At 70.5% G+C, this 12,255-nt stretch carries 13 protein-coding genes; 4 read left to right on the forward strand and 9 right to left on the reverse strand.

Annotated elements, in window-relative coordinates:
- Positions 1-91: 91 nt before the first annotated feature.
- The 7 genes from ABZS97_RS40625 to ABZS97_RS40655 all read right to left on the reverse strand — a co-directional run bounded on the left by ABZS97_RS40625 (position 92) and on the right by ABZS97_RS40655 (position 5,368).
- Positions 92-277: a hypothetical protein gene (locus tag ABZS97_RS40625; RefSeq protein WP_356147546.1), complete on the reverse strand. Its 186-nt coding sequence runs from the start codon at positions 275-277 to the stop codon at positions 92-94.
- 70 nt (positions 278-347) lie between these two features.
- Positions 348-935 carry a helix-turn-helix domain-containing protein gene (locus ABZS97_RS40630; protein WP_356147549.1) on the reverse strand — a complete coding sequence of 196 codons (588 nt, stop codon included), beginning with the start codon at positions 933-935 and terminating at the stop codon, positions 348-350.
- 145 nt (positions 936-1,080) lie between these two features.
- Positions 1,081-2,046, reverse strand: a complete 966-nt coding sequence (locus ABZS97_RS40635) for a glycine betaine ABC transporter substrate-binding protein (protein WP_356147552.1) — start codon at positions 2,044-2,046, stop codon at positions 1,081-1,083.
- The gene (locus tag ABZS97_RS40640) at positions 2,043-2,927 is read right to left on the reverse strand and encodes an ABC transporter permease (protein ID WP_356147556.1); all 885 of its coding nucleotides are present in this window, start codon (positions 2,925-2,927) and stop codon (positions 2,043-2,045) included. Before ABZS97_RS40640 ends, ABZS97_RS40635 begins: the two co-directional genes overlap by 4 nt.
- Positions 2,924-4,204: a betaine/proline/choline family ABC transporter ATP-binding protein gene (locus tag ABZS97_RS40645; protein ID WP_356147561.1), complete on the reverse strand. Its 1,281-nt coding sequence runs from the start codon at positions 4,202-4,204 to the stop codon at positions 2,924-2,926. The genes ABZS97_RS40640 and ABZS97_RS40645 overlap by 4 nt, the downstream gene beginning before the upstream one ends.
- Positions 4,197-4,844, reverse strand: coding sequence for an ABC transporter permease (locus tag ABZS97_RS40650; protein ID WP_356147565.1), 648 nt, complete (start codon positions 4,842-4,844; stop codon positions 4,197-4,199). The genes ABZS97_RS40645 and ABZS97_RS40650 overlap by 8 nt, the downstream gene beginning before the upstream one ends.
- 50 nt (positions 4,845-4,894) lie before the next feature.
- Entirely contained in the window at positions 4,895-5,368 is a 474-nt protein-coding gene (locus tag ABZS97_RS40655; RefSeq protein ID WP_356147571.1) for an Lrp/AsnC family transcriptional regulator, read from the reverse strand.
- Between the two features lie 157 nt (positions 5,369-5,525).
- Here ABZS97_RS40655 and hppD point away from each other — a divergent pair, with 157 nt between their 5' ends.
- Both hppD and ABZS97_RS40665 read left to right on the forward strand, forming a co-directional pair.
- Positions 5,526-6,671: a 4-hydroxyphenylpyruvate dioxygenase gene (hppD, locus tag ABZS97_RS40660; RefSeq protein WP_356147576.1), complete on the forward strand. Its 1,146-nt coding sequence runs from the start codon at positions 5,526-5,528 to the stop codon at positions 6,669-6,671.
- A gap of 115 nt (positions 6,672-6,786) precedes the next feature.
- Complete coding sequence (locus tag ABZS97_RS40665; protein ID WP_356147579.1) at positions 6,787-7,656, forward strand: Teichoic acid biosynthesis protein C (Precursor); 870 nt, start codon at positions 6,787-6,789, stop codon at positions 7,654-7,656.
- Positions 7,657-7,684: 28 nt separating this feature from the next.
- On the opposite strand, the gene ABZS97_RS40670 is transcribed toward ABZS97_RS40665, so the two are convergent.
- Complete coding sequence (locus ABZS97_RS40670) at positions 7,685-9,244, reverse strand: hypothetical protein (protein ID WP_356147581.1); 1,560 nt, start codon at positions 9,242-9,244, stop codon at positions 7,685-7,687.
- Positions 9,245-9,336: 92 nt separating this feature from the next.
- Here ABZS97_RS40670 and ABZS97_RS40675 point away from each other — a divergent pair, with 92 nt between their 5' ends.
- Positions 9,337-10,743, forward strand: a complete 1,407-nt coding sequence (locus tag ABZS97_RS40675; protein ID WP_356147584.1) for an FAD-linked oxidase C-terminal domain-containing protein — start codon at positions 9,337-9,339, stop codon at positions 10,741-10,743.
- 17 nt (positions 10,744-10,760) lie between these two features.
- On the opposite strand, the gene ABZS97_RS40680 is transcribed toward ABZS97_RS40675, so the two are convergent.
- Positions 10,761-11,234 (reverse strand): SsgA family sporulation/cell division regulator, encoded by a 474-nt coding sequence (locus tag ABZS97_RS40680; protein WP_356147586.1) that lies wholly within the window; start codon positions 11,232-11,234, stop codon positions 10,761-10,763.
- Positions 11,235-11,489: 255 nt separating this feature from the next.
- On the opposite strand from ABZS97_RS40680, the gene ABZS97_RS40685 reads away from it, so the two are divergent.
- Positions 11,490-12,255, forward strand: a 766-nt coding sequence (locus ABZS97_RS40685) for a DUF2510 domain-containing protein (RefSeq protein WP_356147589.1), incomplete at its 3' end; no start/stop codon positions are given.

Here is a 12,255-nt window from a genome sequence, read left to right on the forward strand (position 1 = left end):
CCAAGTACGTCCAGTACGAGGGCCATCGTCCGGCACGCCGAGGGCACGCACCGAACACCGCGGGCACCGCACAGGACTTTCAAAACACCCCCTAGTGGGCTACCGCCACCGTGGGTGCGGAGGCGAGCCGGAGGCCGACCTCCACGAGGGCCCAGCCGAGGCGGGTACGGAGTTCGCTCGGACGCCTGGCCTCGGTGGCGAGCCGGTGGGCGTCGGCCTGGGCATGCAGCTCGGCGGCGCGGACATGGTGCAGCTGGAGGTGGGTCTCGGAGTGCATCGGGGTGACCTTTCTCGGTCGTAGGTTCTCAGTTCCGGGTTCTCGGCCCTGAGCGCTGAGTTCTGCGTTCTCAGTCCGTGGTGAACGGGAAGACGTGCGTGTGCAGGCGTACCTGCTCGGCCTCAGGGGTTCCCTCGGCGGGCGCACGGTCGCGGTAGCTCTCGACCAAGTCGTGCATCTTCTGGATGAGTTCAGCCGTGAGGTCGGGCGTCAGCCGTAGCGTCATGTCGCTCATGTCGGTGGCACGGGTCCACTCCGCGGACCAGTCGTCCCGGGTGCCGAGCCACGTCGACAGCTCCCTGGTGTGCGTGGTCGCGATCTCGTGCAGGAACGTGTCCACGGCTCCCCGGACGGCCGGGTCGGAGTCCTTGAGCATGCTGTCGTCGAAGATCAGGCCCTGGGCGGCGGCTTTCCACCAGCGTTCGCGCCCCTTGCCGTGCTCCGGCGCGTCCTCGACGAAGCCGTGCGCGGCGAGCTGCCGGAGGTGATAGCTGGTCGCCCCGCTGGACTCGCCGAGGCGCTCGGCGAGCTGTGACGCGGTGGCCGGTCCGTGCTGACGCAGGGCGCTCAGCAACTGCATCCGCAGCGGGTGGGCGATGCCACGCAACGAGCGGGCGTCGAGCGTGCGGTACTGGCGCGGTTCCTGCTGCTCCGTCATGCGTACAAAGATAGCGTTGCAAAGGACAGGTTGCAACGTGTTCTTTGCAACCAACTCTTTGGAACTCGCCGCCCGTGACGCACCGCCCGTGACGCGCCGCCCGTGACGCGCCGCCCGTGAAGCACCGCCCGTGAAGCAGGGAACCTCACCCCTCCTTCACGAACCCCTCCTTCTTCATCCAGTCCAGCGCCACCTGATGCGGGTCCTGCCCATCCACGTCCACCTTGGCGTTCAGGGTCTGCGCCACAGTGTTGTCGAGCTTCTTGGTGATCGGGTCGAGGACCTCGGCGATCTCCGGATGCTCCTTCAGGGCCTTGGAGTTGATCTCGGGGGCGACGTTGTAGTTGGGGAAGAACTTCTTGTCGTCCTCCATCACCGCCAGGTTCATCGACTTGATGCGCCCGTCGGTGGTGAAGACCTCGCCGTACGTACAACTCCCCTTCTTCACCTGGGTGTAGATGATCCCGGTGTCCATCTGTGTGATGTTCTTGGCGGGCAGGCTCATCCCGTACTTCTTCTCCATGCCCGGCAGCCCGTCCGCGCGGTTGGCGAACTCGCTCTCCACGCACAGCGTGACCGCGCCGGGGTCCGACTTGGCGAGCGCGGCGACGTCGGACAGCGTCTTCGTGCCGTACTTCTTGAACTTGGCCTGGTTCATGGCGAGCGCGTAGGTGTTGTTGAGGCGGGACGGCGGCAGCCAGGTCAGCCCGTTCTTCAGGTCCGCGTCGTGCACCGCCTGCCACTGTTTCTGCGGGTCGGTGATGGGCTCGCTGTTGCCCAGGTACGTGATCCAGGCGGTGCCCGTGTACTCGTACATGCCGTCCGCGTCCCCGTTCTTGACGGCCTCGCGGGCGCCGATGGACCCCTGGATGCCGGTGCGGTCCAGGACGTCGGCGCCGGCCGCCTGGAAGGCGATGCCCATGATCGCGCCGAGGATCAGCTGCTCGGTGAACTCCTTGGACGTGACGGTCAGATGGGCGCCCTTGAGCGGTTCGCCCTTCCCGATCGAGCCGGGCACCACGTCGTCGACCATGGGGGAACCGCTCTGCAGGCCGCAGCCGGAAGCCAGTACGAGTGCCCCCGCGAGGGTGAGGACCAGTGGGCGCCTCATGATCCCGCCTCCAACCCGCGTGGCTTGAGCAGGAGTTCGGCGAGCGAGGCCAGCCAGTCCACCAGCAGGGCGAGGGAGATCGTGAGGATCGAGCCGAGCACCAGCACCGGCATGCGCTGAGTGGTGATCCCGGTGGTGATGAGGACACCGAGTCCGCCCCCGCCGCCGAAGGTGGCGAGGGTCGCCGTGCCGACGCTCAGGACCAGCGCCGTCCGTACGCCCGCCAGGATCAGCGGGACGGCCAGCGGGAGTTCGATCCGCCTGAGGACGCCCAGTGGCGACATGCCGATGCCGCGCGCCGCCTCCAGGAGGGTCGGGTCGTTCGCCTTCAGACCGGCGATCGTGTTGGAGAGGACCGGCAGGACGGCGTAGACGGTGATGCCGATGAGGGCCGCCTTCTGGCCGGTGCCGAGCCAGATCACCAGCAGGGCGAGCAGGCCGATGGCCGGGGTGGCCTGTCCCATGTTGGCGACGGTCATCGCGACCGGGGCCGCCTTCCGGAAGGCCCCCCGGGTGAGCAGGATGCCCAGCGGGATCGCGATGATCAGCACGAAGAACGTGGAGATCGCGGTCAGTTGGATGTGCTGCCGCAGGGCCTTGCTCACCTGGCCGCCCGAGAGCGCGTTCTCGGAGATCGCGTCGAGGTCGGCCTGCGCGAACCACAACCAGGTGGCCAGCAGCACGGCCACGAGGAAGGCGGGCAGGAACGTCAGCTTCTGCCAGGTGATGCGGCGCGCGGGCCCGCCGGACGGGCTCCCGGCCCCGGCCCCGCTCTCACGTTCGCCGTCGACGTCACCGCCGTCCTCGGCGTCGTCACGGAACGCGAGCCCCTTGACCTCGTGCTCGCCCTCGGGCCGCCGGTGCGACGGGGGAGTGCTCATGCCCTCGTCTCCCCGCCGTCGCCTTCCTGCTCCTCGTGGGTCAGCTGGGCGCGCGCCTCCTCCAGATCGTGCTGGTGCTCCATGGCGTCCAGCCGGTCGGCTTCCAGGAGCTCGTGCACGGAGTTCATCAGCGTCTCCATGTCGACGACGCCGGTGTACTCGCCGCGCCGCCCGGTGACCGCGACCCGGCCGGTGTTGTCCGTCAGCACGGCCTCCAGCGCGTCCCGCACCGTGGCGTCCCTGGTCACCGTGTCGTGCACCAGCGTGCCCGCCCTGGCGAGAGAACCCTTGGCGCGCATGAGGTCGCCGCGTCTGAGCCACTTGTAGGGGCGGCCCCGCTTGTCGAGCAGCAGGATCTCGTTCGTGCCGCTGGTGCGGAGCTTGTTGAAGATCTCCTGGAGCGGGTCGTCGACGGTGACCGTCGGATAGTCCGTGATCTCCACATCCCGTACGCGCGTCAGGTTCAGCCGCTTCAGTGCCGCGCCCGCGCCCACGAACCCGGACACGAAGTCGTCGGCCGGGTTGGTGAGGATCGCCTCCGGGGTGTCGAACTGCGCGATGTGCGACCGCTCGCGCAGGACCGCGATCCGGTCGCCCAGCTTGATCGCCTCGTCGAAGTCGTGCGTGACGAACACGATCGTCTTGTGCAGTTCGTGCTGGAGCCGGATCAGTTCGTCCTGGAGGTGGTCACGGGTGATCGGGTCGACCGCGCCGAACGGCTCGTCCATCAGCAGAACGGGCGGATCGGCGGCCAACGCCCGGGCCACGCCCACGCGTTGCTGCTGCCCGCCGGAGAGCTGGCGCGGGTAGCGGCCGTGGAACTCGCCGGGATCCAGCCCGACCAGGTCGAGCATCTCCTCCACCCGCGACCTGATCCGCGACTTCGACCAGCCGACCATCTTCGGTACCAGCGCGATGTTCTGAGCGACCGTCATGTGCGGGAAGAGCCCGGAGGACTGGATCGCGTACCCGACCTTGCGGCGCAGCTTCACCGGGTCCATGTCGGTGACGTCCTCGGCGCCGATCCTGATCCGGCCGCCCGTCGGCTCGATCAGCCGGTTGATCATCTTGAGCGTGGTGGACTTCCCGCACCCCGACGGGCCCACGAAGACGACCAGTTCGCCCGCCCTGATCTCCATGTTGACGTTGTCGACGGCCGGGTCGCCGCTGCCCGGATAGCGCTTGGTGAGATTCTCCAGCTCGATGGTGGCGCCGGTCGTGCCCTCGTCCGCCGGCGCGGGACCGGGAGCGGCTGCGGGCGTGGAAGTCTCAGACACGGATCCCCCTGGGAATGGTCAGCCGTCCGATCAGGACGTACGCGGCGTCGAAGAGCAGCGCCAGGACGATGATCCCGAGCGTGCCCGCGAGCACCTGGTTGAGCGCGTTCTTACTGCCCAGGGAGCCGATCCCGCGGAAGATCTCGTTGCCGAGGCCGGGCCCGGAGGCGTAGGCCGCGATGGCCGCGATGCCCATCAGCATCTGCGTCGAGACCCGGATGCCGGTGAGGATCGGCGGCCAGGCGAGCGGCAGCTCGACCCGGAACAGGCGGGCGATCCGAGACATCCCGATGCCCTTCGCCGCGTCCACCAGCGACGGATCGACCCCGCGCAGGCCGACGATCGCGTTGCGGACGACCGGCAGCAGCCCGTACAGCGTCAGCGCGATGACCGTGGGCGGCACGCCCAGGCCCACGATCGGGATCAGCAGACCGATCATGGCGAGCGAGGGGATGGTCAGGATCGTGGACGTGGTCAGCGTGGCCAGGTTGCCGGCCCACTCGCTGCGATAGGTGACAACGCCGAGCAGCACGCCGATCACGGTCGCGATCACCATGCACTGGAAGACGGCACTGGCGTGCTGGAAGGCGTCGGTGAGCAGCTGCTGGTGGCGGTTTCCGAGATACTCCCAGAAGCTCACGCGCACTCACCTCGGACGACTAGGTCGGCTGCTCCGCTGCTCGGTTTCCGTCAGTCGCGGTCCTGCGACGCCTGCTCCACCAGCGGGATGATCCGCAGCGGAACGGGGTTCTCCATGACGATCGCCGTGGCGGCCCGGACAATGCCATCAAAACCGACAACGCGGTCGATCACCCGCTGAAGATCCGCGTTCGAGCGGGCGACGAGACGGCACAGCATGTCCCCGCTGCCGGTGGTGGTGTGCAGCTCCAGGACCTCCGGCACACTCGCCAAGTGCGCCCGTACGTCCGGGCCTTGGCCCTGCCGGATCTGCAGGGTCGCGAACGCCGTGACGGGGTAGCCGAGCGCCGCCGGATCCACCTGCGGGCCGAATCCGCGGATGACGCCATTCGACTGAAGCCGGTCCAGCCTGGCCTGCACGGTGCCGCGCGCGACCCCGAGCCGACGGGACATCTCCAGCACGCCGATGCGCGGCTCCTCGGCCAGCAGCACGATGAGCCGGCCGTCCAGAGCGTCGATCGCCATACGAGTCCTCCGGTAATGCCCTTGGTGTGTGTTCCGTACGCCTTCGAGATGGTCATCATGTACAGAAAGCCCGGCGATACGGGCTGATGACTGAGCGGATTGTCCATCCAATACGCAAACTATTGCGCACCTTGTGGATCGGAGAGAGCCTGCGGCCATGACTCAGACAACCCACCACACCCCCGACACCGCACGGCAGGCAGACCCCTTCCCGGTCAAGGGAATGGACGCGGTCGTCTTCGCAGTGGGCAACGCCAAGCAGGCGGCGCACTACTACTCCACCGCTTTCGGCATGCAGCTGGTCGCCTACTCCGGACCGGAGAACGGCAGCCGCGAGACCGCCTCGTACGTGCTCACCAACGGCTCCGCCCGCTTCGTGTTCACGTCGGTCATCAAGCCCGCCACCCCCTGGGGCACCTTCCTCACCGAGCACGTCGCCGAGCACGGTGACGGCGTCGTCGACCTCGCCATCGAGGTCCCGGACGCGCGCGCCGCCCACGCCTACGCCGTCGAGCACGGCGCCCGCTCGCTCGCCGAGCCGTACGAGGTCAAGGACGAGCACGGCACGGTCGTCCTCGCGGCGATCGCGACGTACGGCAGCACCCGTCACACGCTCGTCGAGCGCACCGGCTACGACGGCCCCTACCTCCCCGGCTACGCCGCCGCCGACCCGATCGTCGCGCCCCCCGCCCACCGCACCTTCCAGGCCATCGACCACTGCGTCGGCAACGTCGAACTCGGCCACATGAACGAGTGGGTCGGCTTCTACAACAAGGTCATGGGCTTCACGAACATGAAGGAGTTCGTGGGCGACGACATCGCGACCGAGTACTCCGCGCTGATGTCGAAGGTCGTCGCCGACGGCACGCTCAAGGTCAAGTTCCCGATCAACGAGCCCGCCATCGCCAAGAAGAAATCCCAGATCGACGAGTACCTGGAGTTCTACGGCGGCGCGGGCGTCCAGCACATCGCGCTCAACTCGGGCGACATCGTCGAGACGGTCCGCACCATGCGCGCCGCCGGGGTCCAGTTCCTCAACACCCCGGACTCGTACTACGACACCCTCGGCGAGTGGGTCGGCGACACCCGCGTCCCGGTCGACACGCTCCGGGAACTGAAGATCCTCGCGGACCGCGACGAGGACGGCTACCTGCTGCAGATCTTCACCAAGCCGGTCCAGGACCGTCCGACCGTCTTCTTCGAGATCATCGAGCGGCACGGGTCGATGGGCTTCGGCAAGGGCAACTTCAAGGCCCTGTTCGAGGCGATCGAGCGGGAGCAGGAGAAGCGCGGAAACCTGTGAGTTCGGCAAAAACGTAGCGGTTGTTGATCACTTAACTTGCAACCGGCGAACGTGAGTTGACACTCTCAAGTCCTGTGGGTGCCGAAGGGGCGCCCACAGGACTCGGGGGGACACAGTGACCGCTCCGATCAACCTCGCCGTACCGTCCGCCCGCTGGCTGCGCCAGAAGGGCACGCTCAAGGAGCCGACGGTGCTCCAGTCGTTCGCCTTCGACGAGCCGAACGGGCATCTGTACGTCCTCCAGGTCACCGCCACCGGGCGCCCGACCGGTGACCTGTGCCTGAACAAGCTCGACCACCAGGGCAACCGGCTGGGCCACATGTACCTGAAGGGCTTCGGCCACGGCGTCAGCATGGGCGTGCAGCGCGACGCCTCCGACGGCAGCACCTGGATCTGGACCGAGGCCGACGCCCACAACGGCTACGGCCGGGGCGTCACCCGCTTCCACTTCGCGAACGGGGCCGTCCGCACCGGCGCCGACGTCAGGATCCGCCACCCCATAGCGGGCTCCGTCAACAACCAGCCCTCGGTCTGCACGACCTCCCGCCGGATCGCCGTCCGCTACCGCAACGCGGCCGACGAGCCCCGCTACCGCGTCTGGAACCTCGACGCCTTCGTCGCCCGCGACTACAGCGACCCCCTCACGGACTTCGCCCAGACCGGCGCCCACCCCGACCCGAGGATCCCCTTCCAGGGCTACGCCCTGTACCGCGACTGCGTCTACCAGCTGGCGGGCACGGCGTACGACCCGAAGACCAACCCGGCCGCCCGGCGGGGCAACGCCCATGTGTCGAGCCTCGACATCCACACCGGGGAACTCCTCCAGCAGGAGCGCACCGAGGCCGGCTACACGCTCGTGGGCCGCGAACCGGAGGGCCTCGCCGTGCGCCCCGGGCCCGACCCCCGCGTGTACATCGGCCTCGCCTCGGGCCTCGTGGGAGCCCGCCGCTTCTCGATCTACTACAAGCAGGACAAGGCCTCCTAGCCCGAAGGGCCGGCGAAGGGCCCTGCGCTCAGCGCGAAGCCCCGCGCTCCGGGCCGTTCGGCCTCTGCGGGCCGTCCGAGGAGCCCGGACGGGTCTCCGGCTCCGCCGGTCCCTCCGCGGCAGGCTCGCCCAGGGACACCAGGGCCGCCTTGGCGAGAGGCACGAACAGCGGGGAGAAGTACGGATTGATGCGCAGCGCCTCCGCCAGATGGCGCCGGGCGGGCCCGGCCCGGTCGAGGTCACGCTCGATCTGCCCCCGGTGATACGCGTACAAGGCGCTGCGCACACCGCCCCCGTGCTCCTTGTCCATCGCCCGCTCGGCGAACCCGAGCGCCTCCTCGTCCTCCCCGGCCCGGTGCAACGCCCACCCCAGCGCGTCCGCGACAGCGATCCCCGGCCGGCGCTGCCACTCGGCACGCAGCAGCCGCACCGCGGCCGCCGGATCACCGTGATCGGCCTCGAACAACCCGAGGAGCAGGTCGCCGTTCACACCCGCGGCCGCCGCCGCCCGTACCCGCGCCCGCAGCACGTCGTACTGCGCACGCGCGGCCCCGCCGAGCCCCGACGCCTCGTACAGCTCGCCCAGTTCGAGGGTGTACCGCGGCTCGGGCCGCCCGGCGAGGGCGCGCTGATAGGCGTGCAGGGCCTGCGGCGTACGGCCGAGTGCCGCGAGCGCGCGGCCCTGTCCGGCAAGCGCCCCCTGTTCGCCGGGATCGGTGCGCAGCGCGGCCTCGTAGTGCCGCAGCGACTCCTCGGCGTCCCCGCGCTCCCAGGCGAGCTGCCCGGCCTGCTCCAGACAGGCCGCCTGTTCGGCGGGGGTGCGCGCGAGGGCCGTCGCGTCGGCGAGCGCGGCGGCCGCGTCCTCGCGCCAGCCGCGGTCCCGGTACACCCCCGCGGCCCGCGCCATCACGGTGGGCCCGGTGCGCAGGTCGAGCAGCTTGTCGAGCGCCCGGCGGGTGGCCCGGTAGTCGCCGAGCCCGGTGTAGGAGTCGATCAGCAGGGGATACGTCGTCCACCGCTTCGGTGCCGCCTGAGCCGCCGCCCCGGCCCACTTCAGCCCGGCCACGAAGTCGCCCCGCGCGTTGGCGAGCGCGGCGAGCCCGTCGAGCGCCGCCACGTTCCCCTTCGGCCGCACCCGCAGTGACGTACGCAGCGCCTTCTCGGCCTTCGGGTAGTACACGGGCGCCGCGGTCCGCCGCGCCCGCTCCACGTACGCCGTACCGAGCACCGCCCACGACTGCTCGTCGCGCGGATGCGCCCGCAGCTGGGCCTCACGGTCGCGGATGAGCACCGCCAGGTCGGGCAGCGCGGCGGGCGCCCCGGCCCCGACGGCCGTCATGGCCCGCGCCACCGGACCCGGCGCGGGCGGCACCGTCCTGTGCCGCTCGGAGGGCAGCAGCACCAGCACCCCGCCGAGGACGACGCACCCGGCGACCACCCCGATCAGCGCACGCTTCACGAAGGGGCCCGGGCGCGCCCCCGGACGCAGCGCCTCGGCCCCGATGCCGGTCTGCGTGCCGGTCTGCGTGGCGGTCTGCGTGGCGGTCTCCATGGCGGTGTCCGGGCCGGTCTCCATGCCGATCTTCATGGCGATCACTGTGCGTCAATACGAAGACCACATCCCGGCATACGAAGGGTGCCGCGGACGGGGTTCACACCGATGGCCCCGGGTGCGACGCTGTGATCATGAGCCGTATAGAAGCCCCGCGCGACGAAGCGACCGGCAACCTCGTCGACCGTCTCCTCGCGGGCCTGCCGGCCGAGGCGGTCCTCACCGACCCGGACGTCACGGCCTCCTACGCCAACGACATGGCGAGCTTCTGCGCGGCGGGCACCCCCGCCGTGGTGGTCCTGCCGCGCACCGTCGAGCAGGTCCAGCACGTCATGCGTATCGCGACCGAGCTGCGCGTGCCCGTCGTCCCGCAGGGCGCCCGCACCGGCCTGTCGGGCGCCGCCAACGCCTCCGACGGCTGCATCGTGCTCTCACTCACGAAAATGGACCGCATCCTGGAGATCAGCCAGGTCGACCGCATCGCCGTCGTCGAACCCGGCGTCGTCAACGCCACGCTCTCCCGCGCGGTGGGCGAAGTCGGCCTGTACTACCCGCCGGACCCCTCCAGCTGGGAGATGTGCACGATCGGCGGCAACATCGGCACGGCCTCCGGCGGCCTGTGCTGCGTGAAGTACGGCGTGACGGCCGAGTACGTCCTCGGACTGGACGTCGTCCTCGCCGACGGGCGGCTGATGTCGACCGGGCGCCGCACGGCGAAGGGCGTCGCCGGATACGACCTCACGCGGCTCTTCGTCGGGTCGGAGGGCTCGCTCGGCATCGTCGTGGGGGCGACCCTCGCGCTGAAGCCGCAGCCTCCCCAACAGCTGGTGCTGGCCGCCGAGTTCGGGTCGGCGGGCGCCGCGTGCGACGCCGTGTGCCGGATCATGGAGGGCGGGCACGTGCCGTCCCTGCTCGAACTCATGGACCGTACGACCGTCAAGGCCGTCAACGACCTGGCGCACATGGGCCTGCCGGAGTCGACGGAGGCCCTGCTGCTCGCCGCCTTCGACACCCACGACCCGGCGGCCGACCTCGCCGCCGTCGGCGCGCTGTGCGAGGCCGCGGGCGCGACCCAGGTCGTACCCGCCGATGACGCGGCGGAGTCCGAACTCCTGCTCCAGGCAAGGCGGTTGGCGCTGACGGCGCTCGAAGCGGTCAAGGGCACCACGATGATCGACGACGTGTGCGTGCCGCGGTCGCGGCTCGGCGAGATGCTCGAAGGCATCGACCGCATCGCCGACAAGTACGCCCTCACCATCGGGGTGTGCGCCCACGCGGGCGACGGCAACACCCACCCCACCGTCTGCTTCGACGCCGCCGACCCCGACGAGTCCCGGCGCGCCCGCGAGTCCTTCGACGAGATCATGGCCCTCGGCCTGGAACTCGGCGGCACGATCACCGGCGAGCACGGTGTGGGCGTTCTGAAGAAGGAGTGGCTGGCACGCGAGATCGGCCCGGTGGGCGTGGAGATGCAGCGGGCGATCAAGACGGCGTTCGACCCGCTGGGCCTGCTCAACCCGGGCAAGCTCTTCTGACAGTCGTACGTACGTGATCACTCCCCGTCCTTCGACTCGTCGGACGGCCACGGGTCGCGCAGCCACAGGTCGTCGGCCGGGGTCGGCGTGAGCAGCTCGGCGAGGCCGTCGTCGATGCCGAGCTGCTCGGCCTCAGAGCCCGGGGGGACCACCCGAAGCGTCCGCTCCAGCCACGCGGACACCTGCGCCGCGGGCGCCTCCAGCAGGGCGTCCCCGTCCGGCGAACTCAGCGCCATCAGGACCACACTCCGCCCCGCCACCTTGGTCGGCCACACCCGCACGTCCCCGTGCCCGCACGGCCGGAACACCCCCTCCACGAGCAGCTCGCGGGCGAAGGTCCAGTTGACGGGGTGATCGGTGCCGATGTGAAAGGAGATGTGGACGGCGTACGGATCGTCGGACCGGTAACCGAGCCGGGCCGGTACCGGGATGCTGCGCTCCGGCGACAGGACCAGTTTGAGCTCCAGCTCGCGTTCCACCACTGTGTGCATGACGTACGTTTCCTCTCTCGTTCCGGGCCTCGGAGCGGGCCCGTGCGAGTGAAGAGCGCCTTGCCCCCGGAACCATTACGCGGGTTCGGAGAATTTGTTTTCCGCACCGTCCGGCGCGGCTGCCCCAAGTGCCCCCGAGCGCGGCGGAACCGTGCTCGAAAGGAGTGGGTGCGGCGGGAGGGGCGGTGGCGTGTGCCGGGGTCTGATAGATGTGGAGGCCGCAAAAAACCCCCGAGCAGATACGGGACGACGGACATGAGCGCCCCAACCCCGGCCCCCGGTGACGACAGGCCCCGCGAAGGCTACTACCCGGATCCCTCCATTCCTGGATATGTCCGGTACTGGAACGGTGCCGCCTGGGTACCGGGCACGAGCCGCCCCGCGCCCTCCGACGGCGAACCGCTCGCGCCGCCGCCCGGCACGCGCCCCGCGCCCGCGCCCGCCGCGGCGGAGGAGACGGGCCCGCACTTCTTCGACGAGGACCCGCAGCCCCAGCTCGACGCGCCCCGGGTGAGCCCGGCCGAGGCGCAGCACGGGAGCCGGCCCGAGCCCGCGACCGCGTGGGGCGCCGACCGCTCCCGGCAGTCCGGCTTCGGCGGCGAGCAGGACCGCCGGGTGTCGTGGGGCGCACCGCAGGGCGCCGACCCGCGGGTGCCGAGCGCGGCCCGGCCGTCCGACGCGGTCGTGCAGCCCGACGGCCAGTCCTCGCGCACGGACGGCACGGCGACGATCCCCCCGGCGGACTCGGCCCCCGGCGGCGGCACCGTGGTGTTCCGCCGCCCGAAGGGCCCCGTGCGCCCCACGGACGCCGAAGACGAGAGCGCGGATCCGGGCGGCTCCGCGGGCACCCCGGGCCCCCGCAACCCCGTCGCTTCCGAGGGCACCATGCAATTTCGTGCGCTCTCCCCGCGCGCGGGGAAGCAGGGCGGGGCGCAGACCGGGAGCACGGCTTCGGCGGGCGGTGGCTTCGGCGCCGGCCAGGCGGCCCAGGCGGCAGCCGCGGCGGCGCAGGCCGCCCAGG

The organism is Streptomyces sp. NPDC005485 (assembly GCF_040606085.1).
GTDB lineage: Bacteria > Actinomycetota > Actinomycetes > Streptomycetales > Streptomycetaceae > Streptomyces.